The sequence below is a fragment of the Methylobacterium sp. E-045 genome (assembly GCF_022829685.1).
Classification (GTDB): Bacteria; Pseudomonadota; Alphaproteobacteria; order Rhizobiales; family Beijerinckiaceae; genus Methylobacterium.
Genome location: NZ_JAKSYE010000071.1, coordinates 20,351 through 45,364, shown reverse-complemented (window position 1 = coordinate 45,364; position 25,014 = coordinate 20,351). Strand labels below are relative to the sequence as shown.

Sequence of the window (25,014 nt, the reverse complement as noted above, 5' to 3'; positions counted from 1 at the left end):
CGGGGTAGCCGGCGATGCGGCGCTTGGCGATCAGCTCGGCGAGGATCCGCTTCTCGGAGCGGGCCTGCTTCAGGACGATCCGGAACTTGATCGAACCGTCCTGGTGGAGGGTCGGCAGCTCGCGGCGGAGGGGGGTGTGGCGCGCCATGGCTCACTGCTCCCCACGGCGGGAGAGCAGGACCTCGGCGGCGGTCAGCGCCTTGAGCGCGTCGCGGACGTAATCGCGGAGGATGTTGGCCGTCTCGGGAGTGTCCTCGCTCAGACGATGCCGGGCACCGTTCAGCGTGGACATCGCCTGCGAGGCGTCGTCAATCATGCTTTCCGCGCTGACGCGATCCGAGACGTATTTGGGTTGGGGCTGGCTCACGTTTTGGCTCCATCACCGTGGGGCGATGGAGACATCATCCCCATATTGGGGAATGCGTCAACCCCAAAATGGGGAACTGCTGGGAATGCCTATGCCAGTTGGATCCCCATAGGCGATAAAATGCGGCCTGTACGGGCGCCGGAGTCACCGTTTTCCGAGTGGAACGCCTTCTCGATGCTGCACTTTCTTCCCCGTTGTCCACAGGTTGCGGTTTTGCCCAATCAGGACTCGACTCATGAGTGAAAAATTAGAACATTATAGGAACATCGCAATCGGAGTTCCGCCGTGACGGTTATGTTCATGCCTACGACCAGCCGCTCGGCTGGGTTCAAGCCCAAGATCATGGAGCGAAAGTTCAGGGTGCAGCTTCGCTGCCCAGGATGCGCTTCGGAGGACGCTGTGTGCGTCAGCATGGCGGACGAACCAGGGGACCCGGCAACGATCCACGATTTCACGGACAGTGGGGCGCTGGATCGCATCGAGCACGACTGCAAGCGATGCGGAACGGATATGTCGATTGTCGTTCGGGTAGACTACCTGCGCACCCCTGAGGAGGGGCGTTCACAAGACTGAGCTAAATCAGAACTCGGTTTCGTGGTTGTCGAAGACATACTGGACCAATGCCCGGATCTCGACCTTGCGGCCGTCGTCGGCCGTGAGGTCGCGCTTCACGATGATGGGCTTGTGTTTTGGGTTCGACGAACGCGGGTGAAATTCGGCCGCTGTCTCGGACAGAACTAGTTCTTTCACGGTCTCTTCGTATGACTGGCCATTGTCCAATGTTTGCCTCACAACAACGTTGAGCCCTGACCGAAGTGTGACCGCCCCTTCAATGCCTTCATAAGACAGCCCAATAACATAATCGCCATCGCTTATTGGCTTCGGTGATGCTTGATCCATGCTATCGCCCTCGACGCGCCAAGCGAATTGCCTCGCCCAAGGGTATTTTGTACTGGGCGGGGCTGAAACGACCTCGTCTAGCTCGTCGCCATGGATTTCCACATCCTTGAAGATGCCAGCCGATAGCGTGCCGGTCACCTTCTTGAATGAGAAGCCGCGGCTCGCCGGCGTTGCCTGTGACGGGGTCTGCTCCCTCGCTGATGCATCGGTCGGCACGGCTGTCGGTACCGCCTCGCCCCCTTCAATGATCTCGCTAGGCGCGACGCCCAGCACCTCGGCTGCCTTGGCGATTCGATCTGCCTTCAGTCCGCGATCGCTGTCCTCAACCTTCACATAGCCGCCCTTCGACATGCCGAGCTTGGTCGCCATGTCTTCCTGGGACCAGCCCTGCTTTTCGCGGAGCTTCTTCAAGTTGTTCGGTGGATGTGGCTTTTTCCCCATATCGGGGACAATGCCTGAAGCGATCAACACGAGCGCTCCCCGTTTTGGGGGTTTACCGCTTGACGGAATACCCCAAAATGGGGAACAGCTCGCTGCATGCGGTTACTCGATCACATGCGCGAAGAGCAAATCGACGACGACGCCTTCGCGGCGCTGATCGGAGATTGCACCGGCCACGCGGTTAAAAAGTGGAAGTACGGCGAGCGTGAACCAGACGCCGGCACGATGATGAAGATCGAGGATCTTACCGAGGGTAAGGTCACGGTCCGTGATTGGGCGGAGCAGGCAGCCGAGCGCAATCGCCGTCGGCAATCTCGGATCGACGCCGCCTCCGAAGCGCAGGAGGCCGTGTGATGTCAGCATTAACGCTGCGGCATACGCCCCTCGCGAAGCTGCCGCTGTCGATACCATTCGTTCAGTGTATCGCCAGCCGCCAAAGCTCTGGTGTAATCGCCAACGTATCTCACCTCCGTTTGAGACTGACATTGTCGAGCAATTCGCGCGATTATGTTTCCGGTCTGCTCGGGAGAAAGCAGTCCCGACATTCGAAGCTCTGCGAAGAGCTCGAAGAACGCGCGTTCCAGCGTGACAATACGCGCGTCGTGTTCGTCGTCGTTCATGGTGCCTCACAACGGCATGGACTTCGGCGCGGAGGATCGGGTGCCAGCCCGGTCCTCCACCATCACACTGTCGGTGCATTGGTCGCTCCTGACAATGCGCCCCCCGCCGCCTCCGAAGCGAGCGCCGCGTGATGGCGTGCTCCTGCCTCACCTGCGCCATCCGCTCTCTGATCGAGAGCCATGCCGAAGAGCTCGACCGCGCCAACCCGAAGGCCATTGGCCCGGCGATTGATGCCGTCGAGGCGATCTCCGCGCTGGTCGACGTTGCCGCTTCCCTGGTTGCAGCCCATCCGAACGAGCGGTTGCGCGAACAGGCGATGACGTTCGCCCACGATGCGCTCGACAAGGCTTTGATCGCGCACGTCACCGGCGTCCCGCAGGAAGTCACCGTCGGTGGCTTCACGAAGGCGCTGCACTGACATGGCCGCACTCGTCCTCACCTTCTTTGGGATGGTCTTCACTGTCGACGCGGTGCTGATCGCCGGCCTCTCCAGCAACCGTGTCAGCGGCGATCCCAGCGCCATGCGCACGGGCGCGGCCTTCGCGGGCGTGTTCCTCGCGGCCGGTGCCGTGTGCCTCATCGGTGCGAGGTTCGCGGCATGAACGCTCCCTTTTCCCATCGCGCGGGATGTCGCCCCGCGATCGCGTCCGGCAATCCTCGTTCCGACAGATCGAGCACCGGACGCGCCCTCTTCCGAGATCACGGCGGTTGCAGGCGCAAGCCTCCCGCTCGTGAGCGTGCCGACCGGACCATCACAAGGCCTCCGGTCGGCACGTCCCCTTTCGTCTTGCTCGTTCGCCTGTGCCGCCAAGCCGTCGATCGAGCCTGTGTGCTGCGTATCCCGTCCACCCTCCCGCACCAATCAGCCTCCGTTGCTTCGATCATCTTGAAGCACAGGGCTCTGACCAGATGCGGACAAAGCAAGAAGGCGTTCGGTCGATGATGACGGCTGAACAGGAACTCGGCCTCGTCAGGCCGAACATCGTCGCGGCCGTCGAGGCGCTCCAGTCTCGCGGCATGTCGCGAATGGACGCGTACCAGGCGCTCGGCTCGATGCTGGGCAAGTCGCAGACCTGGGTGCGCAAGGTCATCGGACGCCAGCCCGATGCCGCGATCTACCTGCGCGACGCCCTCAATATCCGCACCGCCTACGAGCGGCTTTGCGCGCGGATCGAGGCTGCGGCCGATGAGGCCGAGACCAACAACAACGCTCTTCGGGAGGAACTCCATGCGGCTCTTGCGGGCGCTGCGGCGCCTCTATCGGGAACGGACCGAAACGCCCTCGCTGCGAGCCCGGCTGCGCGAGGCCCGGCCCGACGAGAAGCCCCCAGCCCATTGGTTCGCTCGGCTGTGGGCAAGGGTGCTCTGCCGTCGCTGGGCGTGAACGACCTGCCGCTGTGGCGGGCAATCGAGGGAGAGTGAGCATGTCGCTCGAAGAGCAAAACACCGAAGCTGCGATCCAGGCGAAAGGCCTTACGGCTCCGCGCCTGACCCCGCAGGATATCGACGACACGATCGTCGGCGCCGACTTCTACGTCTTCCCGGGCACGACGCTGACCATCTGCGCGCTGAAGCTTCGGAACGGCTTCATCGTCACCGGCGAGAGCGCTGCGGCAAGCCCGGAGAACTTCGACGCCGAGATCGGTCGGCAGATCGCGCAGAGGAACGCCCGCGAGAAGATCTGGCCGCTCGAAGGCTACCTGCTCCGCGAGCGCCTAGCCGGTGCCGCCGAACCGCCCCGCGTCCCCCGCGTCGGCGCGCAGGACACCCGCTCGCGCGGTGAGCCGCGCCCGTAGGCCTTCCCCCGAATCCTCCCCCTTCGCGGTCGTCGGCCGCGTCGCTCCCTCCCCGAACCTGAGAGGTCACCATGGCCAGGAAACCGAAGGGCGCGACGCCCAAGATCATCAAGACGACGGCCGCCCAGCTGCAGGACGCGATCCGTGACGCCGCCGGCGCATCCCAGCGCGCTGCGAACGCGAACTCGAACAAGTCGACGGCGCTCTCGGATTACTGCGCGAGTAGCGGGCTGCCGGCGAAATCGGTGAAGCTCATCCTCGACTGCCACAAGATGGAGGACCTGAAGCGGCAGGACTTCATTCGCGGCTTCCTAATGTGCTGCCAGCTGATGGGCTACGGCGATCAGGGCGACCTCCTCGACGACGTCGGCCAGATGATCGCGGACGCTGCCGCAGCTGCCGAGGCGGACGAGAAGTCGCGCAAGGGGCAGGCGCAGGGCTCGCCCGGCCTGCCGCTCGAGGAGGCAGAGCGCGAGTTCACGAAGGCCAACGCGAAGGCCAGCGCGAAACGCGAGGGTAAGGCGACCACGCCCAGCGAGGCCATGCGTGACAGCACGGCGGCCGGCGACGCCTTCCTGAAGGAGCAGACGGCGAAGGGGCCCCGTAACGCCCTCCCCGGTGCTCCAGCGCTCGGCGATGGACCGCAGCGCCAGACCGTGTCCGCCGAGTAGGGCCGCAGCACCGTCATGTCCGAGCAGATCGTCATCACTCTCCCCGGGGAGCCGCGGGGCAAAGGCCGGCATCGCGCCCGCGTCGTTGCCCCGCGCGGCGGCAAGAAGCCGTTCGTCCAGGAATACCCGGATCCGGAAACGGCGCGCTACGAAGCTGCCCTGCGGGCTACGGCCGCCGTCGTGATGGTCGGACGCTTGCCCCTGTCAGGCCCCTTGGTGGTGGTCGTCTACGCGTTCATGCCGATCCCCACGAGCTGGTCACAGGCGAAGAAGCGGGAGGCGCGTAACGGCCTCATCCGCCCGGTCGTGAAACCCGATTGGGACAACATCGGGAAGGTCTGCGACGCGCTGAACGAAGTCGTGTGGGGCGACGATTCTACCGTCGTCGACGGCATCGTCCGCAAGTTTTACTCGGACAACCCCGAGCTGGTGATCACCGTCGAGCCATGGGTTCCGGCGATCGCCACCCTCGGCGCCTCTGCTCCTGCTTTGGACGAGGCAGCCTGATGTGGCCGTTCGGCGCCCTACCCCCGTTCGGCTTCGACATGCTCATGGTAGATCCGCCGTGGTCGTTCGCGCACCGCTCCGACAAGGGCGAGGCGAAGAGCGCGCAGGCTCAGTACGCCTGCATGACGCTCGACGAGATCAAGGCGCTCCCCGTGGCGCAGCTCGCCCGCGGTGACGCCTTTGTCTGGCTGTGGGCTACGAACCCGATGCTCCCGCAGGCGCTCGCCGTCATGGCCGCCTGGGGCTTCACCTTCACCACGTCCGGGACGTGGGTGAAGACGACAAGCGGCGGCAAGATCGCCTTCGGTACCGGCTACGTGCTGCGCTGCGCCTCCGAGCCCTTCCTGATCGGGAAGTTCGGTCATCCGCGCGCCGGCCGGTCCGTGCGCAGCGTGATCATGGCCCCGATCCGCGAGCACAGCCGCAAGCCTGACGAGGCTTACGCCGCCGCCGAGGCGCTGATGCCAGCCGCCCTACGCCGCGCCGATCTGTTCTCGCGCGAGTCCCGCCCCGGCTGGACGGCCTGGGGGAACGAAGTCGGGCATTTCGATGCGCCCGCCCTCATGGCTGCAGAGTAGGCGCGATGGCCCGGTACAACATCCTGCAGCCGACCTCGCCCGTGCCCGTCTCGCGACTGGCTGCCGTGGTTGGTGAGGCCGCCAAACGCTGGTGGGACCTCTACACCCGCGCCCGCGGCGACGATCAGTACAAGTGGTTCGACTGTGACCTCGCGCTCGCTGAGGCCGGGCTCCTGCTCGTCGATTTGGCTGAGATCGAGAAGCTGAAGGGCGAAGGCTACGTGAAGGAGATGCTCCGTCGCGAGCTCGCGACCGTAGAGCAAAGGGCCTCGGCATGAACGAGCCCCTCGACCGTCCAGGGTTCGGCCAGAACGTCGTCCCGATCGAAGAGTACCGCGGCGATCACGGCCGGACGCCTGCGGCCCCGACCGCCACCGTCGCGCCGATCGCCAGTGTCGAGTCCGAGGCCGGACTCATCGGCTGCATCATGCAGGCCCCGCACGTCTTCCCGCTGGTTCAGCACCTGGTCGCGGCCGAGCACTTCTTCGAGGAGGCGCACCGGGCCATCTGGCAGGTAATGGGCGACTTGGTGGCCGCCGGCGATACGCCGAACGGCATCAAGGTGAAGGCTGCGCTCGGTGCGACCAACCTCGCCTTCGATCTCGGCGGCCAGAACGTGCTGTCCTACCTCGGCCGGCTCGTGGTCATGGCGTGCACGCCGATCTCGGCGCCGGAATACGCCCGGACGATCCAGCAATACTGGCAGCTGCGCGAGCTGGCGGCCGTCACGAACAAGGCGGCCGACGGCTCCGGCTTCGTGCCGGGCCCGCACCTCGAACGGGTCTATGCCCGTGTCGACCAGATCCGCGCGTCCTTCGTCGATCGCAAGGTGATGTCGGTCACGGCGGACGAGGCCGGCGACGAGCTGATCGCGGACATCACGGCCGACCTTCAGGGCCATGGCCGGGTCGTGCCTCACACCCGCGTCGAGGCCTTCGACAAAGAAATCGGCGGGGGCCCCCAGCCCTCGACGCTAATCACGGTCGCGGCCCGCACCGCCATGGGGAAATCCATCTTCGGGGTGGAGCAGGCCAGCGCGATCGGCCGACAGGGGCACCTCGCGATCTATCACTCGCTCGAGATGACCCGGAAGCAGATCCAGGCCCGCCGCACGTCGAGCTGGCTCTTCGATCGCGGAACGAAGCTCGCCTATGAGCAGATCATGCGCCGGCGCGGTCTGTCTCCGAGTGAGGCCGATCATGTGGCTGATGCCGTCTACGAGATGCGCGGCGAGCACTTCCACATCGAGGACGGTGGCGGGCGCACCATCGGTGACATCGCTGCCGCCTCCGACCGACTGGCGAACTCGTATGCCCGTAAGGGTGTGCCGCTCGGCATGGTGGTGATCGACCACGCGCACATCGTCCGCCCGTCTCGCGCCTACAATCGCGAGGACGAGGGCCTGAAGGAGGTCGCCGACGGCGCTCTCTCCTTGGCCAAGCACCTCGACGTGCCGGTCCTGCTGCTCGCGCAGTGCAACCGGAACACCGAGGGGAAGTCCGTCGAGGACCGCCGGCCCAGCCTCGCGGACATCCGCGGCGCTGGCGCGTTCGAGGAGAACTCGGACGCCGTCGCGTTCCTCTACCGCCCTGCCTACTACATCGAGCGGTCAGGCAAATACCGGGAGCAGAACCCCGAAGCGCTCGCCGAGCACGCGGGCTGCCGGCACCTCCTTGAAATCATCATCGATAAGAACCGGATCGGCCGCGCGAACCACATCGTGCGCGCCTGGATCGACCCGGCTCTGAACGCAATCCGCAACCTTCAGCCTGGGGTCTGAACCTATGTCCAATCCGCTTCCTGACCCCCTCGTGCCTGCGCATATCGACCTGCGCGACTTCGCTTTCATGCCGCTCGAGGTCGGGCGCCTGCGCGACTCCTCAATCGTGGATGAGATCACGGGCGACGAGTTCCGGGCGGCGATCCTGCTGTGGTGCGCCTCATGGCACCAGGCTCCGGCCGGGTCGTTGCCCAAGGATCCGAAGCAGCTCTCGAAGTTCGCCGGTTACGGCCGGGTGGTCGCCGAATGGGAGCGCGTCGCCGAGGGTGCACTCTATGGCTGGGTCGAGTGCTCAGACGGGCGGCTGTACCATCCGGTGATCGCCGAGAAGGCTATCGAGGCCTGGGAGAAGAAGGAAGAGTACACCCAGCGCACCACGGCCCGCGCCGAGCAGGCTAAGGCTGCAGCCGGAGCCCGTTGGGGCAAGAAGGATGGTCCTGCCTCCAACGGCGGCGGGACCAGCGAGACCGGGGGAAACGGCAGTGATGCTGGTGGTGATGCACCCGTAAATGCTGATGCATTGCCAACGCAGATGCGCCCGCATGCCGGGAGCAATGCTGAAAGGGAAGGTAAGGGACAGGTAAGGGACCATAGAGCGCTTCGCGCCGCGCACGAGCCGGAAACCCGAAAACCAGACGAGGTCGAAATCTGGGTCCGGTCCCTGGTGGACGGCACGCACCCCGTCACGGTCGAGCCCGACGTCACGCCGATCCGAGCCTTGCTGCGGGAACCGGGCATCACCCGGGCCGACGTCGAGGCCGGGATCGCGGCGTTCATGGCGAAGAGCCGGAAGCGCGCAACCTGCTGGGAAAGCTTCGATAAGTGGATCCGCACCGCTGCCAAGGATCGGATTGCCGGTGAGCCCGCCGGGGTCCGTCCGGAAGCGCCTCGCAAGGCCATCACCCCGGAGATGATCCGGCTCCAGCAGGTCCACCTCGCCTCGGAGCACTTCCGCGGCCACTGGTCAGACGCCTGGCCGAACCACTGCCGGCCGGGCCATCCCGACTGCACGACGCCCGAGGAGGTCATCGAGGACGCCCGGATCGCCGTCCAGATGGAATCACTCCCCAACCCTAACATCGCCCGCGAAATGGGCTTTGCCCCGGACCGGTTTTCCCGGTTCCAGTAGGAGATCCATGCTCAGCCGTCCCGAAGGTCCCGATCCGCCCCGGCAGTACCCCACGACCCTCGTCCGCCTCTGGCTTATCGCAGCCTGGGCCGGGCACAGCGAGGCGGACGCGCAGGCTGGTCCCAAGCCCGGCGACATCCGGGTCCAGCGGTGGCCAGAGGTCCACGTCGCCGACTGGCGCATGAAGGCGCAGCTGAAAGCTTGGCTCAATGCGCAGGTCGGACGCGAGCCCAGCTTCCGCGAGGCCTGTCGAATCAACGGCTGGAACCGTGACAGTGCCATGCGAGGCGTTGAAATGTCCATCAAGCTGATCTCTATCGGATTAGGTTCTTGATTTAATAGTCAATACGTCTGAATTCGTACAATCGGGTAGAATTTCAAGTCGAAATACTTTCTTAACCTCGTGCACTGAGAAATGTCGGATCGTTTGGCACGGTGTCCCTAATGTTCCATTCTCTGAATCGGGATATCCGGAATGGCGTCTGGCATATGAAGCTTCTCAGAAATGAAATAAAATTTCTCAAGGAGCTAGGCGATAGGCGATTTTACGGGCAGATTGCAACGCGACAGCTCATTGAACTTCAACCTCAAGTGATATGGCTATATGCACTAATATCTGTGAATGCCTGTGCTCTTGCTTTTACGCATTACAGCATTGCTCCAGTTTGGTTGACAATTGCAGTGCCCGGAGCACTTTTACCTATTTGCTTGATCCGCGGGATACATTGGTGGAGTCTAAGGCCGCATGAAGCTTCCGATGCTGAAGCTGTAAGCTACCTCCGACGTACAAGCCTCGTCACCGCTTTGCTCTCAATCGGTTTCGTTAGTTGGGGGCTCGCGCTTGATACATACGGAGGCCCTTATGAGCGGGGGCATGTTGCAGTATTCGTGGCAATTACCGTCATTGCATGTATATTTTGCCTCACGCATCTGCCAGCGGCCGCCCTTATTGTCACAATTATAGTGATGGGATCGTTAATACCCTACTATCTCATTAGCGGCAACGACGTATTCATTGCAATAGCATTTAACGTTTTATTTGTTACTATTGTAATGGTAAGAATCCTTTTAAGAAACTATGCGGACTTCGTCAGGCTGGTGAAATTCCAAACTGAAACGCAAAGACTTATTGAAGAAAATGCTGCATTAGCTTCTACTGACAGTCTTACAGGATTGCCCAATCGAAGATTATTTTTGAAGAGGTTGGATAGTTGGGTTGCTGACCAGCGTACCAATGGCAACGAAATCGCCCTGGCAATTTTCGATCTTGATCATTTCAAGCCAATTAATGACACCTACGGCCACTTGATTGGCGATCAGGTGCTGATAGAAATCGGACGTCGACTCGCGGAGCTTTCAGATGCAAACACCGTGTTTGCACGATTGGGAGGCGACGAATTTGGCGTAGTAGTAAGACAACTAAAAAATGTCTCCGATGCTCGCTTTCTATGCGACAAAATTAGCCATGAGCTGAACAAGCCCGTCATATTGGAACGAGTTCAGCTTGTGACTGGATGCTCAGGTGGGCTTGCATATTTTCCGGAAGGTGGGTGCAGTGCCCATGAATTATTTGATAGAGCGGACTATGCTCTTTACTACTCGAAGGAGAATAGTCGGGGAGCTATCACAACTTTCTCGGATGAGCATGAGAATAATATTCGTGGCGAGCGCGCCATAGAGGCTGCCTTGCACGACAACGATATACTCAACGAAATGGAAATCCATTATCAGCCAATTTTCAATACAAGGTTACGCTCAATAAGTTCAGTGGAGGGGCTAGCGCGTTGGAACAGCCCTTCGCTCGGAAGCATAGGTCCCGATCGCTTTATTGCAGCGGCGGAGCGCTGCGGAAGGATTCACACCCTTACCATCGGACTCCTACGAAAAGCGCTTGACGAAGCACGGTCTCTTCCTGAAGAAATCGGCCTGTCGTTCAATCTCTCCGCTCACGACCTCATATCATCGGCGACCGTAATTTCTATAGTCTCGGCCGTACGCGCAAGTAAGTTTGCTCCGAACCGGTTAACACTCGAACTCACTGAAACCGCTCTAATGCGTGATTTTGAAGCAGCTCACGCGGCGATTTCGACCTTGCGCGAGTTGGGCATTAAAGTCGCCTTAGATGATTTTGGTACAGGATACTCAAGCTTGAGTTATGTCCACCGTCTTCCCTTGGATATAATTAAGATTGATAGAAGCTTTATATTAAACATAGACTCTAAGCTTGGTTCCGATATCGTGACTACCGTTCTTAATCTATGCGAAAACTTAAACCTAGAATGTGTTGCTGAAGGCGTAGAAACTGATAGCCAGGTCAACAAGCTGCAGCTCCTTGGTTGTCATTATGTGCAGGGATATCTGATTGGAAAGCCTGTTCCAATGCAAGAACTCCTTTTAAGAATTCAGACGAAAGGCAAAATATTGTACTTTCAGCGGACCGCGTGAGCCGCTGGCGGGGCTATCTAAACCTGATTCTAAATACATATGGCATGGGCCGACATTACACGCCTGCGCCGATCAGGAGATATTTTTTAGATTGACAATCATACCAGCGAGACTTGATCCCCGGCATTAGGCCCGGCGATACGGATCGGACCTGCACAGGGGCACCACCGTGACCGCGTCGGCCAAGAAGTCGTCCAGCACCACCCGTAAGACCGCGACCCGTGTGGCGCCGTCGACGCGGCGTAACAAGAACATCCGCCTCGCTCCCATCACGGCGCGGGGCCTTGAGGTCGTCGAGGGCACGGGCACCTTCCGCGATCCCTACGACGCCAGCACCTTCGTCACGACCACCGTCAATCGCCGCGTCGACGTCCTCGCCGCCGAGCGTTCCGCCGGCCGCATCACGGAAGCGCAGCTCCTGGTCGGCCGCTCACTGCAAGCCATGTGGGAGAAGCAGCTCGGCGTTCGGCACGGCAGCAGCTGGGACAGTACGATCCTAAGCCCCGGCTATGCTTCGCTGAACACTGCCAACGGCCTGACCATCGAAGACATCCGGATGCTCGGCCGCATTGAGACCGCGAAGGCGGTCAAGGTCATGAACGAGCGCGCTGCCCGCGTAATCGGTGACAGCGGCGTCCGATTCCTCCGCTCCATCCTCGCCGAGGGTTTCAGCTTCTCCAGCTACGCCGAGGCCCGCGGGCGCGGTGCCAGCGAGCGGGCCTCCTCAGACATCGCCAAGCGGTTCCGGTGGCTCCTCGACGAGCTCACCGAGGCGCAGCACACCGCTCGGGCGCCGGCAGCAGCAGTACGGGTCGATGAGTTCGCGGACATGGCAGACGGGATGCCGGAGCGTCTCAAGACACTGCCCCCACAGCGAAGCCAGCCCGCACAATCCGAATAATGTAGGCCCAATGGGCCTATTATCTGTTGACGTGTAGGCCCAATGGGCCTATAACAGACCCATCGCAAGGCCGATGTCGGCCGGTGATGGAGAGACAGATGACCGCCACAGCCCTTCCCGCTTCGATCGCCAACCTCACCCAGACCCGCCGCTACCTCTCCTGCGCCGAAACGGCGAAGATGATCCGCACGGCCCTCAAGCAGGCCTTCCCGGAAATCAAGTTCTCCGTCCGCAGCTCCAACTATGCCGGCGGCGCCTCCATCCGCGTCGGCTGGGTCGACGGCCCCCGCACCGCGCAGGTCGAGGCGATCGCTAAGACGTTCTCCGGAGCCTCCTTCGACGGGATGCAGGACCTCAAGTCCTCGAACACCCACACCGTCGACGGCCAGCCCGTCCGCTTCGGCTCCGATTATGTCTTCTGCAACCGCGAATGCAGCGACGCCGCCCGCGCAAACCTGATCCAGGTCCTGGAGAAGCTCACCGTCGACGAGCGCGATAGCCTGGTCTGCTCGCTCCGCCTCCAAGTCTACGATCGCGGCTCGGACGATGTGCGCTCGCTGGCCCGGTCCATCTTTCACGCTCTGCCCCGGCCCGAGTTCGATGGGCGCCGCTCGGCGCTGGTCGACAGCATCAACAACATCACCGCCGACTGAACGGGAGGGGCTTCGGCCCCTCTCTCCATTTCCGAGGAGACGACATGACCGACGAACCGACCGACCGCAGCACCGCCGACGCCATGTCGCCGGACGAGTATCGAACCACCCTCGAGGCACTCGCCCTGACGCAGGCTGGTGCGGCGCGGCTGCTTGGCGTCGATGGCAGGACCTCCAGGAAGTGGGCGGCCGGCGATCGCGAGGTGCCGCCTACGGCCGCGCGATTCCTTCGGTTCCTGATGGCGGCGAAGATCAGCCCGGACGAAGTGATGAAGGCGCTATCAGCAGCTCACTAAGCCGGTCAGGTTGCAGGCACTTTGAAGGGGATAGCGGCAGTGAGTGACATGTTTGAGCGAGCAATGAACTCGGTATGGGTCGTATATGGGGGGGCCGGCGTCTTAGCTTTTATTGCAATTGCTCTTATAACTTATGCAATAAAAAGTATTGGATGGCGATTTGTATCGAACGTATTTGACAAAAAGCTTGAGCAATTTAAATTTCAGCAGCTGCAAGAGATGGAATTAATAAAGCACAACTTTACTAAATCTATGGACCGCAGAATGAAAATAAATCAGATCGAATATGAAGTTCTGCCGGAGGCATGGCGCCTTCTAAGTCAGGCGTATTCAGGCAGCGTGCGCACAATACTCGGTTCAACTTCAATATTCATGCTCAACCACTTAACCTGGGCACAGTCAGAGAAGGCGCTTTTGGCAGACGGTTTTACGAGCGATGAACTGGATGACATTAAGCGCTCTGAGGATATGGATGCAACCTACAGAAAATACGTATCTATCAAGGACTACAATGTTTCTGTAGAGCCGCGCGTGCAATACTCGCGTTATATACGTCAGAACGGCATATTTATATCGCCAGAACTTAAGTCTCAATTTCACGTTATATCGGAACTTATCGAAAATGCGATGCACGACGCTTTGCATAATATCCACACGGATAGGAGGGACCGACAGTGGGAGGCGATCGCAAAATTTCGGAGCGAGGGCCGAGAGAAGATGGACGAATTAGAGGCGATACTTCACGCGCGCTTGTGGAGTGATGTGGCTCTTACCGATGCATGAAAGCTGCGCGAACTATTGACCCGACGGGCAATCCGTTGCAGAAACCCATCGTCACGAGACGCACGCCCGCAGCCGCAAGGCCCGCGGGCGTTCTCGTTTCACGCACCAAGTAGCTCAGTGGAAGAGCACCGGGTTCGTAACCCGGCGACGGAGGTTCGATTCCTCCTATGGCGCCCATCGCAGCGTAGCTCAGCTGGTAGAGCGGCGCCCTCATAAGGCGCGTCAGTCGCTGGTTCGAGGCCAGCCCCTGCGACCAACCTCTTTCAGTCCCGCGAACCGGCTCAACAGCTTAGGCGTTGAGGCCGAAGACGTGCGCGGACAAATCTGCCATGATCGGAACCCGATGACGACGGATCGCGAGCAAGCCGAGCGGGTCGCCGACCTTCTCCGCCAGGCCGACCGCCTCCGTTTTCCGGGGCATCGGCACACCGTTGAGACGTCGCTCTGTCAGATCGACGAGCTGCGCGCCGGCCTTCGCCGCCTCTACCGTGATCTGACCGGGACCGAAGTGCCGCGCGAGACCGCGCCGCGCCGTCCGGTTCTCGGCTCTTTCCAGGCCGGATCGCTCCCCGGCAGCCGCACCGTCGTCGCGTTTCGCGGCCGGCCGAAGCGGGTCGCGGCGAGCGCTTGATCAGAAGCCGAGCTGATCCAAGGCTTGTCTCGTTGTGATGATGCGAATGAAGAGCGTCTCGCCCCGCGCGGTCTGTCGGGCGACACTCCAGCCCTCGCCAAGTTCCTGCAGCAGCGGGCCGGGGTCGGTGCTGTCGTAAGCCCGGATCAGCTCCGCATCGGAAACGGCGAACTGATCTTGGCCTTGCCATAGGCCCGAGACGAACCTCGTCAGAATGAAGTTGAGGGCGTGGACGGGGCTCCGTTCATGGCTGGAAGACATCGTGATCCTTGGGGTTGAACGGGCCCCGATCGCTCTTTCCTTTGGGGCTATCGACCAACCAGCCCGGCGCAAAAATGTGCCGAAGAATTTCGGGCCTGATCGGCTCCCGGCCACGATGAGCCGGGGCGCACGATAATCGCCCTTCTCGTGCATCCAAACCGGGGATTTCAGCATGTCGGGAGGCGCCATTATCGTGCGCCCGACGGGGCTCGCCATCACCCCGGCCGACGCGCTGGACGAGGCCGCCGCCGGGTTCGCCGCCGCCTCGAAATCTGACGCGACCCGCCGGGCCTATGCCGGCGACTGGCGCGACTTCACCGGCTGGTGTGTCGACGGTGGCGTCGACTCCCTCCCGGCCTCCGGACGCACGGTCGGCCGGTACCTGACCCATCTCGCCGGCCTCGGCCGGTCGGTCTCGACGATCGACCGCCGGGCCGCCGCCATCGCCGCCGTTCATCGCGCCGCCGGGCATACCGCGCCGACCGCCCTCGAGGAGGTCCGCATGATCCTAGCGGGCATCCGCAATACGCTTGGACGCCGGCCGGCGAAGAAGCAGGCCCTCACCGCCGACCTGGTGGCGAAGGTCCTAAAGCGGATTCGCGGCACCGATCTCGCCAGTGTCCGCGACCGCGCCCTGATCCTGGTGTGCTTCGGCGCCGCGCTGCGGCGGTCCGAGCTCGTCGCCCTCGACGTTGCCGACCTAGAGCGCCATCGTCGAGGCCTCCTCGTCCGGATCGCGAAGAGCAAGACGGACCAGCAGGGGCAGGGCCGCACCGTCGCCATCCTCGATGGCAAGCTGAAGATCCCGGCCGCCGTCGCCGCGTGGCTCGACGCCTCCGGTATCACCTCGGGCCCGGTCTTCCGCGGCGCCGATCGCGGCCGTCTCTCGGCCGACCGTCTCACCGCCGGGCAGTTCGCCCGCATCCTCAAGGCTCGCTGCGCCGCCGCCGGTCTCGATCCGGAGGCCTTCTCCGGTCACTCGCCCCGGCGCGGATTCGCGACGACCGCCGGTGATGACGGCGCCGACCTGCGGCTGACCGCCAAGCACATGCGCCACGCGAAGCTCGAAACCACCCTCGGCTACATCGAGGACGGGGAGCTGTTCCGCGAGAACGCCGGCAAGGGTTTCCTGTGATGGTCTACCGCATCGAACTCGCTTCGAGCGGCGACGCCGCGCCGCTGTTCGCCGCGCGCGCTGGTACCCGCCTCGTGTGGACGCCGGAGCGCGATCAGGCCCTGACCTTCGGCGCCTCCGCGCAGGCCTGGGACTTCGTCGTCGCGCAGTCCCTCCCCGTCGTCAGGGTGCGCTGATGAGCCCGCGCGACTTCCTCGTCTGGCTCGACGGCTTCGCTCTCGGCATCGACGCCGGCCACCCCACCCCAGCGCAGTGGGTCGACGTCTTCGCCACCCTCGCCACCGTCCAGCGCGACACGGACCGGCCGAGCGATCTGCAGATCACCTTCATCCCCGGCGGCGCGGTGCGCACCGATGAGTACACCCTGAGGACCGACGCATGACGCTCACCGCCGCCGCTCTCGTCGACCAGGTGGAGGAGCTGCTCGCCAGCATGGTCGGTCCGACCGTCGCCACCGCTGAACGAGCCGCCGTCGACTTCGATGCTTTCGCCAGCGTCGCGAGCAACCCGCTGCACGAGCGGCTCGCCACCATCATCGCGGACGAGATCCGCATCCGCTCCGACCAGCGCGAGCACCGCCGCGCCGCCATGCAGAGGTTCCGCTTGTGACGTACATCGCCCTGCTCCGCCGCCTGCTCGGCAAGCCCGCGCCCCGTCCCGCCAAGCGCCCGGACTTCCTACCCATGCGCGTGATCCGGCTGGGCCGCGAGCTGACCCGTGGTGAGGCCGCCTGATGCCCCGCCTCTGCGCTCTCCTTGTCCTCGCCGGCGTCGCCCTCACCGCGATGCGCCCGCGCCCGCCGGCCCCGACCGCCTGGGGCTATCCGATCTCGCTGACGGTGCACTGATGAGCGACGTCGCCGCCCCCTCGCCGCCGCCGGTCAACGATCTGTGGCGCATTCCGGCCATCCTCGCGATCGTCGGCGCCATCGTGCTGTGGGTGCACCTGTTCATCCCGAAGCCGGCGCACGCCGAGACCATCGGCTACCGCATCGAGGCCGAGGCCTGCCGCGGCTCGGTCTGCCGGCCGCTCACCGCCTCTCCGCTTGTGTGGGGCGGTCGCTATGCCTGCCAGGGCCGCGCCGCGAACATCGAGCATTTCGGACTGCCGGGCGATCCCAGCGTCATCCGCGCCCGCTGCACCGCCATCGACGGGATGCCGAGCGCCTGACAACCCATTGCTAACAAGGCCCGAACAATGGCTTTCCAGCCCGGTCAGAGCGGCAACCCGAGCGGTCGGCCGAAGGCTTCCGCACGCGTGCGCGATGCTGCCCGCGAGCACACCGAGGCTGCAATCAGCGTCCTCGTCTCGATCATGAGCGGCGAAGACACGTCGGCTGCTGCTCGCGTCGCTGCGGCCTCCGCCATCCTCGATCGCGGCTACGGCAAGCCGACGCAGCCCATCGATGGCGACGGCGAGGGCGGCGCGATCCCGACCGGCCTGACCATCACGTTCCTCCGGCCGACCGATGACTGACGTCCAGTTCCCGGAGAAGCTGGCCTGCCTCTTCGAGCCGGCGCGCTACAAGATCGCCTATGGTGGTCGCGGCGGCGCGAAATCCTGGGGCTTCGCCCGGGCGCTGCTGATCCTTGGCGCCCAGCGTAAGCTTCGCGTGCTCTGCGCCCGCGAGTTTCAGAACTCGATCGCGGAATCGGCGCACGCACTGCTTGCGCAACAGATCGACCTGCTCGGGCTGGCCGGCCTCTACGAGGTTCAGGAAAAGCGCATCCTCGGGTCCAACGGCACCGAGTTCATCTTCAAGGGCCTCCGGCACAACATCTCGTCGGTGAAGTCGACGGAGGGAATCGACGTCTGCTGGGTCGAAGAGGCCCGCACGGTGTCGAAGTCATCCTGGGACGTCTTGATCCCGACCATCCGTAAGGAGGGCTCGGAGATCTGGATCAGCTTCAATCCGGAGCTCGAGGAAGACGAGACCTATAAGCGGTTCGTGAAGAGCCCGCCGACGGGTGCGGTCGTGGTCAAGATCGGCTGGCAGGACAATCCGTGGTTCCCGGCCACGCTGAGACAGGAAGCGCTCGACCTGAAGGCGCGCGACCCGGCGGCCTACCTCACGGTCTGGGATGGCCACTGCAAGGTGGTGCTGGACGGCGCGATCTACGCGAACGAGATCCTGGCTGCGACCGAAGCGAACCGCTTCACCCGCGTGCCCTACGACGGCACGAAGCCGGTTCACACGTTCTGGGATCTAGGCCGGGCTGACATGACCGCGATCTGGTTCGCCCAGGTCGTCGGCTTCGAGTTCCGGATCATCGACTATTACCAGAACCGGGGCCACGCGCTCGGGCACTACCTGAAGCACCTTCAGACGAAGCCCTACGTCTATGGTGACCACTGGCTGCCGCACGACGCAACGAACGAGTTGCTCAGCTCCGAGCGCACGATCGCCCAGCAGATGGCGGACACCGGCTTCGCGGTGAAGATCACGCCGAAGATCGGCGTCGCCGAGGGCATCAACGCCGGCCGCACGCTGTTCTCGCGGTGCTGGTTCGATGCTGAGGCCTGCGCCGACGGCCTGCAGTGCCTGCGAAACTACCGGTACGACGTCGACAACAATACCGGGCAGTTCTCGAAGAACCCTCTGCACGACTGGGCGAGCCACGGCGCCGACGCCTTCCGGTATCTCGCAGTCGCGCTCCAGGAGCCGACCAAGCCTCTCAAAATCAACCTCGGCGCCCGTCGTGGCGGCGGCTGGATGGGTTCCTGATGGCACAGAAGCAACCGAAGCGCCCAGCTCGCCCACCCTCGGAGAAGCCCGAGGCGAAGGAGGAGCGCGGTCTCGACAAGATCGTCGACGTCGCGATGAAGCGGTGGCGGCGCGCCGACGAGTCCGACCGTGACAACAGGATGCTCGCCTACGAGGACCTCGAGTTCGTCGAGGTGCCGGGCGCGCAGTGGACGGACGAGGCGAAGAAGATGCGCGGCGATCGGCCGTGCCTCGAGTTCGATCGCATGGGCACCACCATCGCGCAGATCACGGGCGACATCCGTCAGATGCGCCCGGCCATCAAGGTTGTGCCGGTGGACAGCCGCGGCGACCCCAAGACGGCCGACACGATCGCCGGCCTGGTGCGCTACGTAGAGAACCGCAGCGATGCCCCTGCGGCCTACTTTTCGGCCGCAGATCAGCAGGTAACCGCCGGAATCGGCCACTGGAAGGTGATGACGGAATACGGCTCGGACAGCACCTTCGAGCAGGAAATCCGCATCGCGCCTGTGCCCGATGGTGTCGGCGTGCGCTGGGACCCGGACGCGGTCCTGCCGACGCGCGAGGACGCCCGGTTCTGCTTCGTGCCGCTCGACATGAGCCGGGACATCTACGAGGAGACCTATCCGGACAAGCCTGCGGCCGAGATCGGTGACGCCGACCTGACCACCCGTGGGCTCGCCGAATGGGCGACCACCGACACGGTGCGCGTCGCCGAGTATTGGGTGAAGACCACGCAGAAGAAGCGCCTGGCGCTGATGCCGGATGGCGAGATCCTCGACCTGACCGACAAGGCGGAAGACGACCACGCCGAGAAGCTGGCCATGGCGCAGGCCGCCGGCGCGCGCATCGAGGAGCGGGACGGCCACAAGGTCGAACGCTACATCCTCAGCGCCACCGACGTGCTCGAAGGCCCGACGCCCTGGCCCGGCCGCTTCATCCCGGTGGTGCCGGTGCTCGGCATCGAGATGACGATCGGCAAGAACCGCGTCCGTCGCGGCGTCGTGCGCAAGGCCAAGGATGCGCAGCGCGCCTACAACTATTCGCGCTCGACGCAGACTGAGGTCGTGGCGCTGCAGCCCAAGAGCCCCTTCGTCGCGACCGTCGCCCAGCTGAAGGGCTACGAGAACGTGTGGGAGACCGCGAACACGGTCTCGCATCCGTTCCTGCCCTACAATTCCGACCCGCACGCGCCGAACGCTCCCCAGCGCGTCCAGCCGCCCGTGGCCAGCGCCGGCCTCGCCGAGCTGACCCGCGAGGCGGCCGAGGACATCAAGGCCGTGACCGGCGTCTATGACGCTTCCCTCGGCGCCCGCTCGAACGAGACGTCGGGCAAGGCGATCCGGGCCCGGCAGCAGGAAGGCGACGTCGGGTCGTTCGTCTACATCGTGAATTTCGGCCGCGCGATCCGCCACACGGGCGCGATCGTCTGCGATCTGATCCCGCACATCTACGACACGAACCGGACGCTCCGGATCGTGGGCGAGGACGGCAAGGTCGACCGCGTCGAGATCAACAAGCCCGAGGGCATGTCCCTCGACGATCAGCCCGAGACGATCCGCAACGACGTGACCGTCGGCGCCTACGATGTCGCGATGGAGATGGGCGCGTCCTACACGACCCGCCGCGAGGCCGCGCTCGATGGCATGGTCTCCCTTGTTCAGGCGGCGCCGGAGGTGGCGCCGTACCTGATCGACCTGATGGCGAAGGCGCAGGACTGGCCGATGGCCGACAAGGTCGCCGAGCGCATCCGCACGATGCTGCCGCCGGCGATCCAGGCGAAGGAGGCGCAGGAGGCCGGTGAGCCGCCACCCGCTGCGATGCCGCCCTCACCGGAACAGCAGGCTGCGATGCAGGCGCAGGAACGCCAGACGCAGCTTGCCGAGGCGCAACACCAGCTCGACGGCGCCAAGCTCCAGGTGGAGCACCAGAAGCTCCAGGCCGAGATGGCGAAGATCCAGGCCGAGGTGGAGAAGGCGCAGCTCGACCATCAGGCGCGCATGGCCGAGGCCGCGCGGCCACCCGAGCCCGTCGCCGGCGCCACTCCGTCCGCGCCCGTCGAGGATCCGCGGATCGCCGCGATGGAATCCGCCCTCCAGCAGCTCGGCGACATGGTCACGATGCTGATGGAAGAGATGACACCTCCGGAGGCCGGCCCGCCCGACTATGGGATGGGTGATCCGTTGAGCCAGGACGGCCCGCCGCCGTCCGACATGATGCAGCCGGGCGCGATGCCCACTGAACCGACCGGGGCGCCTCAGGGCGCCCTTTCTTTTGACCCGAGCGCGCTGGGCGAACCTGCGGCTCCGATGGTGGTGTCGTGATGAAAGCCTTCCGAGCTGTCCCGAACGGGACGATCCGCCTCCAGGCCAACACAGCGGCCGGTGCGGCACCGTTACTCGCCGGCTTCCCGGCGGGGAGTGGCAATCAGGTCCGCATGTGGAATCGCGGTTCGGTAGCGGTGTCCGTAGAGTTCGGCGCCCACATCACTATGCCGCTGCCCGTCGCTCCCGCCGGCGGCGCGCCTGGTGCTCAGTCGCTCCCGCCCGGCGCCGTTGAGGTCCAGTCCCTACAGTCGGATCAGCGGCACGTCGCCATCCTGGTCACCAGTGGTGCGCCGGACATCGAGTTCACCATCGGCGAGGGGATCTGAGATGATCAAATCCCTCGGCGCCGTCCCGCAGTCGGTCCTTCCATTCCTGCCAACGATTGTCCCGCTCACCCCTGGCGATTGGGCGGTGACCTACGCGACGCAGACCGGCGTGATGATCACCGACGGCCTCATGGCAGATATCGAAATAACGCTGACCTTCACCCCAACCTTCACGACGGCTGCGACCGGCGCCCTGCGCATTCTCGGGCATCCTATCCCGTTCGCCTCTGCCGCGGCCGACATCAACGTCACCAACCACACGGCGAACATCACCTATCCCAGCTCGGGAACGTACCTTGTCGGACGCATCACCAGCGACCTGTCAGCGATCAATCTCGCGGGGCTTAAGACGGCAGGCACGCCAGGACTGGTGATGCCGGCGCAGCTGGTAAGCGGTGCCGTCCACCGTGTAGATCTGGCGGGCCGCATTCGTATCGGGGCAGCGTAGCGGCAGAGGCCTGACGCCTGCCACCCTCGTAGGGGCCGCAAAGGTTGCTAAGCGGAACCCTACAAAAGCCAGTTAAAGGCCGGACTGCGCATAAGGTGGCCCTTCTGATGCCGGCGGCCTAAACCCTAGGATGAAGAGTGAGGGGATAAGCGGTTGACAAAAATTTCACTCGGTTAGCGCGGAAACTGATAAACGCATTCGCAATACCGCGCCTCTGGACCACACTTTCTATCAATGTCCGCGGGAGTGGGTTCGTGCGCAACTCGCCAATTAGTCGTGATTGTAATAGTTCTTTCTCTCTCGTTGTGTCTGTCCTGGTCAAGCGTCAACTCACTTGGCAAATCGTTGAAGTTGAAAAAAACTTCTTTTTGCTGTCCTCTAAACCAAGAGTCAGTGCCGCCGTCGATGTAAGGGCCTGGAGCGTTCCTGCTTTCAGCATCGGTTGGAACAACATACTCACCAAGCCCAGATGTCAATTTCTGGTTTGCGTCGACATATACTAGAGTAGCAGCATAGAGAGATATCGGAAATCCTGTAACTACAGTAACTCGTCCATATTTGTAAAGCCTGATTGCGCAGGCATTCGCCGCATCAGGTCTGAATTTCAATATCTCACGAACATTCTGCAATTCGGTGTCGGAATACTTCCTAACCTGAACGGCATCCGATGCAGAAATTCTGCTTGATTGAGCATTTGCAGCAGTCGCGCATAAAAATGCGGCAGACGTTATTCCGATTAGCTTCGACATTGCGGTCTCCTCAGTATCAGAGTCACATCTCATAATTGCGGAAAAGGTGTAGGCCGACAACTCGCCTCCAGTAGCTGCATTTCCGCGTTCCGAACGCAGATTTCAGAACGCAGCTCATCCCCTGATCGAAGGTGCGGAATGGGTCGAAAGCCGACGGTGCGGACGTGAGACTCTAGCCATTTGCACTTTGAACTTGACCCGACGGGCAAAATCCGCGCAAGAGCTATCCGTCGCGAGACGCGCGAGCCGCAACAGGCTCCGTCCGCCCCCCTTTCCAACTTTTGACCGACGCGCCGCCGCCTCCCGCGGCCGAATACGCGCGTCCGCTTCCCCTTCACGCAGGCCAGCGATCCGCGCAGGCCGCGATGATGCCCCAACCCGTCCCGCTCGCGCGTGGCGGGTTTTTCTATGGACGACACACATGGACGAGGACCTGATCGTGCTTGGCGGGCCAGCGGAGACGCAGGCCGTGAGCGCAGAGACCTCGGAAGCGGCGGACGCTTCCATTCCCGGCCAGCCGGCCGAGGGTGACGCTGCCGCCGCGACGCCAGGGAACGACCCGGCCGAACCTGCTGCCACCGCTCCGAAGGCCGATGCCGAAGACGAAGGCGGCGAGGAGAAGCCCAAGAAGCGTTCGGGGATCACCCGGATGCAGGAACGCATCGCTCGCCTCGAGGCCGAGCTTGCCCAGACCCGCAGTGCGCCCACGGGCGACAGTGGCGACCGGAAGGCAGCCATCGAGAAGGAGATCGGTGCGGCTCCGAAGGAGGCCGACTTCGAGGATTACGTGTCCTACGAGGACGCCAAGGCGGATTACCGCATCCGCAAGGCGCTCGCCGAGCAGCGTGTCACCGAGCGCGAGGCGCAGGCCTCGTCCCGGACCGCGCAGGCCAAGCGCGAGGCCGTGGAAGCCTTCAACGACAAGCTCCACGACGTTCGGGAAGCCATCCCCGACGCCGACAAGGTGCTGAAGGCCGCCGCAGAGCGTGAGGTGAAGGCCCACGTTCAGGAACTCGTCATCGACAGCGAGAAGGGCGGTCTCCTCGCCTATTACCTCGCCAAGAACCCCGCCGAGCTGGCGAAGCTCAACGGGATGAGCCCGATCCAGGCCGCCAAGGCCGTGGGTGCGCTCGAACATCGCCTGACCCTGGCGAAACCCAACCGAACCCCCTCCGCCCCCGCCCCCGTGAAGCCGGTCACCGGTGGAGCTGCGCCCTCGTCTCCCGATGCGGAGATCGATGCGTGGCTCGCCAAGACGTACGGCACCCGCGGGTCCGCTCGATAAGGACCTGAATCGTCATGGCCAATAACTTCCTCACCGCCAATGTGATCGCCAAGGCTGCGGTCAAGATCCTCGACAACGAACTCGTCGCCGCCTCGAAGGTGTTCCGCGGGTACGAGAACGAGTTCGGCTCGACCGTGAACGGCTACGAGAAGGGCTCGTCCGTCACCATCAAGAAGCCCCCGCAGTTCGTCGTCCGCGACGGCGACGTGGCCGCTCCGCAGGACATCACCGAGGGCACGACCTCCGTCACCGTCGACAAGAAGAAGGGCATCGATCTCAAGATCACCTCGACCGATCGCACCCTGTCGATCGGCGAGCTGTCCGAGCGCGTGATTAAGCCCGCAATGATCACCCTGGCGAACCAGGTCGATCAGGATGTGATGAGCCTCTACTCGTCCATCCCGAGCTGGGTCGGCACCCCCGGCACCACGATGGGCAGCTATGCCGGCTTTCTGCGCGGCACGACCCGCCTGAACAACGGTTCGGTCCCGAAGGATAGCCGCTTCTGCATGCTGTCCCCCGACGACGAGTCCGGCCTCGCCGCCGCTCAGTCGACCTTCTACAACGACAAGCTCGTCGCCGACGCCTACCGCGACGGCGCCGTCGGTCGCATCGCGCAGGTCGACACGTACATGAGCCAGAACGTGCCCGTGCACGTGACCGGCACCCGCTCCAACGGCACCGTCGCCGGCGCGAACCAGGGCGTGTCCTATACGCAGGTCCTGGCCAACGGCGTGGCGGTGAAGGACTTCGGCGGCCAGATCCTCAACATGGCCGGCCTTGGCAACGCCGGCACCCTGGCCAAGGGTGACGTCTTCACCATCGCCGGCGTGTTCGCGGTCAACCACGTGACCAAGCAGGTTCTCCCCTTCCTGCGTCAGTTCACCGTGCTGAACGCCGCCGTCGCCGACGCTTCGGGCGCCGCTGCGGTCAACATCGCACCCGCGATCATCGCGACCGGCGCCTTCGCCACCGTCTCGGCGGTTCCGGCCAACGGTGCTGCGGTCTCCTGGGTCGGTGCGGCCAACACCCCGTATGTCCAGAACATCATGGCCCATAAGAGCGCCTTCGCTCTGACCTGCGTGCCGCTGGTGAAGCCCGATGGTGCGGTCTCCTGCGAGCGCGAGTCCTACAAGGGTCTCAGCGTCCGCCTGATCCCGTACTACGACGGCACCAACGACGTCTCGAACTGGCGTCTGGACATCCTCTACGGCGTGAAGGCCGTCGACCCCCGCCTCGCGACCCGCATCAACGGCTGA

General features: G+C 63.5%; 36 protein-coding genes and 2 tRNA genes. 33 read left to right on the top strand and 5 right to left on the bottom strand.

Translation table 11 applies throughout. The features are described 5' to 3' along the window. Nucleotides 1–151: 151 nt before the first annotated feature. Together MKK51_RS10405 and MKK51_RS10400 are read right to left on the bottom strand one after the other, a co-directional pair. A complete protein-coding gene (locus MKK51_RS10405; protein WP_243976903.1) occupies nucleotides 152–367 on the bottom strand; it encodes a hypothetical protein in 216 nt (71 codons plus the stop codon). A 579-nt stretch (nucleotides 368–946) separates the two neighbouring features. Beyond that, nucleotides 947–1,735, bottom strand: a complete 789-nt coding sequence (locus MKK51_RS10400) for a helix-turn-helix domain-containing protein (protein WP_243976901.1) — start codon at nucleotides 1,733–1,735, stop codon at nucleotides 947–949. Nucleotides 1,736–1,822: 87 nt separating this feature from the next. Between MKK51_RS10400 and MKK51_RS10395 the strand changes: the two genes are divergently transcribed. Further along, entirely contained in the window at nucleotides 1,823–2,062 is a 240-nt protein-coding gene (locus MKK51_RS10395) for a helix-turn-helix domain-containing protein (protein ID WP_243976899.1), read from the top strand. Between the two features lie 8 nt (nucleotides 2,063–2,070). Here MKK51_RS10395 and MKK51_RS10390 read toward each other — a convergent pair whose 3' ends face one another. Further along, nucleotides 2,071–2,328, bottom strand: coding sequence for a hypothetical protein (locus MKK51_RS10390; protein WP_243976897.1), 258 nt, complete (start codon nucleotides 2,326–2,328; stop codon nucleotides 2,071–2,073). A gap of 128 nt (nucleotides 2,329–2,456) precedes the next feature. Here MKK51_RS10390 and MKK51_RS10385 point away from each other — a divergent pair, with 128 nt between their 5' ends. The 19 genes from MKK51_RS10385 to MKK51_RS10295 all read left to right on the top strand — a co-directional run bounded on the left by MKK51_RS10385 (nucleotide 2,457) and on the right by MKK51_RS10295 (nucleotide 14,499). Continuing rightward, on the top strand, nucleotides 2,457–2,747 hold the full coding sequence (locus tag MKK51_RS10385; RefSeq protein ID WP_243976895.1) for a hypothetical protein: 291 nt from the start codon (nucleotides 2,457–2,459) through the stop codon (nucleotides 2,745–2,747). A 1-nt stretch (nucleotide 2,748) separates the two neighbouring features. Continuing rightward, on the top strand, nucleotides 2,749–2,931 hold the full coding sequence (locus tag MKK51_RS10380) for a hypothetical protein (protein WP_243976893.1): 183 nt from the start codon (nucleotides 2,749–2,751) through the stop codon (nucleotides 2,929–2,931). A gap of 337 nt (nucleotides 2,932–3,268) precedes the next feature. Further along, nucleotides 3,269–3,751 carry a hypothetical protein gene (locus tag MKK51_RS10375; RefSeq protein WP_243976892.1) on the top strand — a complete coding sequence of 161 codons (483 nt, stop codon included), beginning with the start codon at nucleotides 3,269–3,271 and terminating at the stop codon, nucleotides 3,749–3,751. Nucleotides 3,752–3,753: 2 nt separating this feature from the next. Further along, on the top strand, nucleotides 3,754–4,125 hold the full coding sequence (locus tag MKK51_RS10370) for a Gp49 family protein (RefSeq protein ID WP_243976890.1): 372 nt from the start codon (nucleotides 3,754–3,756) through the stop codon (nucleotides 4,123–4,125). 71 nt (nucleotides 4,126–4,196) lie between these two features. After that, on the top strand, nucleotides 4,197–4,796 hold the full coding sequence (locus MKK51_RS10365) for a hypothetical protein (RefSeq protein ID WP_243976888.1): 600 nt from the start codon (nucleotides 4,197–4,199) through the stop codon (nucleotides 4,794–4,796). A gap of 15 nt (nucleotides 4,797–4,811) precedes the next feature. Then, nucleotides 4,812–5,303: a RusA family crossover junction endodeoxyribonuclease gene (locus MKK51_RS10360; protein WP_243976886.1), complete on the top strand. Its 492-nt coding sequence runs from the start codon at nucleotides 4,812–4,814 to the stop codon at nucleotides 5,301–5,303. Further along, on the top strand, nucleotides 5,303–5,881 hold the full coding sequence (locus MKK51_RS10355) for an MT-A70 family methyltransferase (RefSeq protein WP_243976885.1): 579 nt from the start codon (nucleotides 5,303–5,305) through the stop codon (nucleotides 5,879–5,881). The genes MKK51_RS10360 and MKK51_RS10355 overlap by 1 nt, the downstream gene beginning before the upstream one ends. 5 nt (nucleotides 5,882–5,886) lie before the next feature. Beyond that, entirely contained in the window at nucleotides 5,887–6,159 is a 273-nt protein-coding gene (locus MKK51_RS10350) for a hypothetical protein (RefSeq protein WP_243976883.1), read from the top strand. After that, complete coding sequence (locus MKK51_RS10345; RefSeq protein ID WP_243976881.1) at nucleotides 6,156–7,661, top strand: replicative DNA helicase; 1,506 nt, start codon at nucleotides 6,156–6,158, stop codon at nucleotides 7,659–7,661. The genes MKK51_RS10350 and MKK51_RS10345 overlap by 4 nt, the downstream gene beginning before the upstream one ends. Nucleotides 7,662–7,728: 67 nt before the next feature. Further along, entirely contained in the window at nucleotides 7,729–8,790 is a 1,062-nt protein-coding gene (locus tag MKK51_RS10340; RefSeq protein ID WP_243976880.1) for a DUF1376 domain-containing protein, read from the top strand. A 7-nt stretch (nucleotides 8,791–8,797) separates the two neighbouring features. After that, nucleotides 8,798–9,124 (top strand): hypothetical protein, encoded by a 327-nt coding sequence (locus MKK51_RS10335; protein ID WP_243976879.1) that lies wholly within the window; start codon nucleotides 8,798–8,800, stop codon nucleotides 9,122–9,124. A gap of 110 nt (nucleotides 9,125–9,234) precedes the next feature. Beyond that, on the top strand, nucleotides 9,235–11,235 hold the full coding sequence (locus MKK51_RS10330) for a putative bifunctional diguanylate cyclase/phosphodiesterase (RefSeq protein ID WP_243976878.1): 2,001 nt from the start codon (nucleotides 9,235–9,237) through the stop codon (nucleotides 11,233–11,235). 169 nt (nucleotides 11,236–11,404) lie between these two features. After that, a complete protein-coding gene (locus tag MKK51_RS10325) occupies nucleotides 11,405–12,136 on the top strand; it encodes a hypothetical protein (RefSeq protein ID WP_243976877.1) in 732 nt (243 codons plus the stop codon). Nucleotides 12,137–12,234: 98 nt separating this feature from the next. Beyond that, nucleotides 12,235–12,789 carry an LPD29 domain-containing protein gene (locus MKK51_RS10320; RefSeq protein WP_243976876.1) on the top strand — a complete coding sequence of 185 codons (555 nt, stop codon included), beginning with the start codon at nucleotides 12,235–12,237 and terminating at the stop codon, nucleotides 12,787–12,789. Between the two features lie 44 nt (nucleotides 12,790–12,833). Further along, complete coding sequence (locus tag MKK51_RS10315) at nucleotides 12,834–13,085, top strand: helix-turn-helix domain-containing protein (RefSeq protein ID WP_243976875.1); 252 nt, start codon at nucleotides 12,834–12,836, stop codon at nucleotides 13,083–13,085. A gap of 39 nt (nucleotides 13,086–13,124) precedes the next feature. After that, nucleotides 13,125–13,868, top strand: a complete 744-nt coding sequence (locus MKK51_RS10310; protein WP_243976874.1) for a hypothetical protein — start codon at nucleotides 13,125–13,127, stop codon at nucleotides 13,866–13,868. A gap of 103 nt (nucleotides 13,869–13,971) precedes the next feature. Next, nucleotides 13,972–14,045, top strand: a tRNA-Thr gene (locus MKK51_RS10305). 1 nt (nucleotide 14,046) lies between these two features. Continuing rightward, a tRNA-Met gene (locus MKK51_RS10300) sits at nucleotides 14,047–14,124 on the top strand. 87 nt (nucleotides 14,125–14,211) lie between these two features. After that, the gene (locus MKK51_RS10295) at nucleotides 14,212–14,499 is read left to right on the top strand and encodes a hypothetical protein (RefSeq protein ID WP_243976872.1); all 288 of its coding nucleotides are present in this window, start codon (nucleotides 14,212–14,214) and stop codon (nucleotides 14,497–14,499) included. Here MKK51_RS10295 and MKK51_RS10290 read toward each other — a convergent pair whose 3' ends face one another. Next, nucleotides 14,500–14,934 carry a hypothetical protein gene (locus tag MKK51_RS10290; RefSeq protein WP_243976870.1) on the bottom strand — a complete coding sequence of 145 codons (435 nt, stop codon included), beginning with the start codon at nucleotides 14,932–14,934 and terminating at the stop codon, nucleotides 14,500–14,502. It lies immediately after the preceding gene. Here MKK51_RS10290 and MKK51_RS10285 point away from each other — a divergent pair. From MKK51_RS10285 to MKK51_RS10240, 11 genes are all read left to right on the top strand, one after another. Then, the gene (locus MKK51_RS10285; protein WP_243976869.1) at nucleotides 14,933–15,895 is read left to right on the top strand and encodes a site-specific integrase; all 963 of its coding nucleotides are present in this window, start codon (nucleotides 14,933–14,935) and stop codon (nucleotides 15,893–15,895) included. The genes MKK51_RS10290 and MKK51_RS10285 overlap by 2 nt on opposite strands. Then, nucleotides 15,895–16,071 carry a hypothetical protein gene (locus MKK51_RS10280; RefSeq protein WP_243976867.1) on the top strand — a complete coding sequence of 59 codons (177 nt, stop codon included), beginning with the start codon at nucleotides 15,895–15,897 and terminating at the stop codon, nucleotides 16,069–16,071. Before MKK51_RS10285 ends, MKK51_RS10280 begins: the two co-directional genes overlap by 1 nt. Beyond that, nucleotides 16,071–16,277, top strand: a complete 207-nt coding sequence (locus tag MKK51_RS10275; RefSeq protein WP_243976865.1) for a hypothetical protein — start codon at nucleotides 16,071–16,073, stop codon at nucleotides 16,275–16,277. Before MKK51_RS10280 ends, MKK51_RS10275 begins: the two co-directional genes overlap by 1 nt. Further along, entirely contained in the window at nucleotides 16,274–16,504 is a 231-nt protein-coding gene (locus MKK51_RS10270; protein WP_243976863.1) for a hypothetical protein, read from the top strand. The genes MKK51_RS10275 and MKK51_RS10270 overlap by 4 nt, the downstream gene beginning before the upstream one ends. After that, entirely contained in the window at nucleotides 16,501–16,629 is a 129-nt protein-coding gene (locus tag MKK51_RS27185; protein WP_279601068.1) for a hypothetical protein, read from the top strand. Before MKK51_RS10270 ends, MKK51_RS27185 begins: the two co-directional genes overlap by 4 nt. A gap of 112 nt (nucleotides 16,630–16,741) precedes the next feature. Continuing rightward, nucleotides 16,742–17,065, top strand: coding sequence for a hypothetical protein (locus MKK51_RS10265; RefSeq protein WP_243976860.1), 324 nt, complete (start codon nucleotides 16,742–16,744; stop codon nucleotides 17,063–17,065). Nucleotides 17,066–17,092: 27 nt separating this feature from the next. Then, nucleotides 17,093–17,371 carry a DUF5681 domain-containing protein gene (locus tag MKK51_RS10260; protein WP_227439195.1) on the top strand — a complete coding sequence of 93 codons (279 nt, stop codon included), beginning with the start codon at nucleotides 17,093–17,095 and terminating at the stop codon, nucleotides 17,369–17,371. Continuing rightward, entirely contained in the window at nucleotides 17,364–18,620 is a 1,257-nt protein-coding gene (locus MKK51_RS10255) for a PBSX family phage terminase large subunit (RefSeq protein ID WP_243976856.1), read from the top strand. Before MKK51_RS10260 ends, MKK51_RS10255 begins: the two co-directional genes overlap by 8 nt. Further along, nucleotides 18,620–20,944, top strand: coding sequence for a portal protein (locus tag MKK51_RS10250; RefSeq protein ID WP_243976853.1), 2,325 nt, complete (start codon nucleotides 18,620–18,622; stop codon nucleotides 20,942–20,944). Before MKK51_RS10255 ends, MKK51_RS10250 begins: the two co-directional genes overlap by 1 nt. Next, entirely contained in the window at nucleotides 20,944–21,273 is a 330-nt protein-coding gene (locus MKK51_RS10245; protein ID WP_243976851.1) for a hypothetical protein, read from the top strand. Before MKK51_RS10250 ends, MKK51_RS10245 begins: the two co-directional genes overlap by 1 nt. A 1-nt stretch (nucleotide 21,274) precedes the next feature. Continuing rightward, nucleotides 21,275–21,721, top strand: a complete 447-nt coding sequence (locus tag MKK51_RS10240; protein ID WP_243976849.1) for a hypothetical protein — start codon at nucleotides 21,275–21,277, stop codon at nucleotides 21,719–21,721. A gap of 173 nt (nucleotides 21,722–21,894) precedes the next feature. Here the strand turns inward: MKK51_RS10240 and MKK51_RS10235 are convergent, their stop codons facing one another. Beyond that, on the bottom strand, nucleotides 21,895–22,470 hold the full coding sequence (locus MKK51_RS10235) for a hypothetical protein (protein ID WP_243976847.1): 576 nt from the start codon (nucleotides 22,468–22,470) through the stop codon (nucleotides 21,895–21,897). A 421-nt stretch (nucleotides 22,471–22,891) separates the two neighbouring features. Between MKK51_RS10235 and MKK51_RS10230 the strand changes: the two genes are divergently transcribed. Continuing rightward, a complete protein-coding gene (locus tag MKK51_RS10230; RefSeq protein WP_243976845.1) occupies nucleotides 22,892–23,755 on the top strand; it encodes a hypothetical protein in 864 nt (287 codons plus the stop codon). Nucleotides 23,756–23,769: 14 nt separating this feature from the next. Next, nucleotides 23,770–25,014 carry a P22 phage major capsid protein family protein gene (locus MKK51_RS10225; RefSeq protein ID WP_243976843.1) on the top strand — a complete coding sequence of 415 codons (1,245 nt, stop codon included), beginning with the start codon at nucleotides 23,770–23,772 and terminating at the stop codon, nucleotides 25,012–25,014.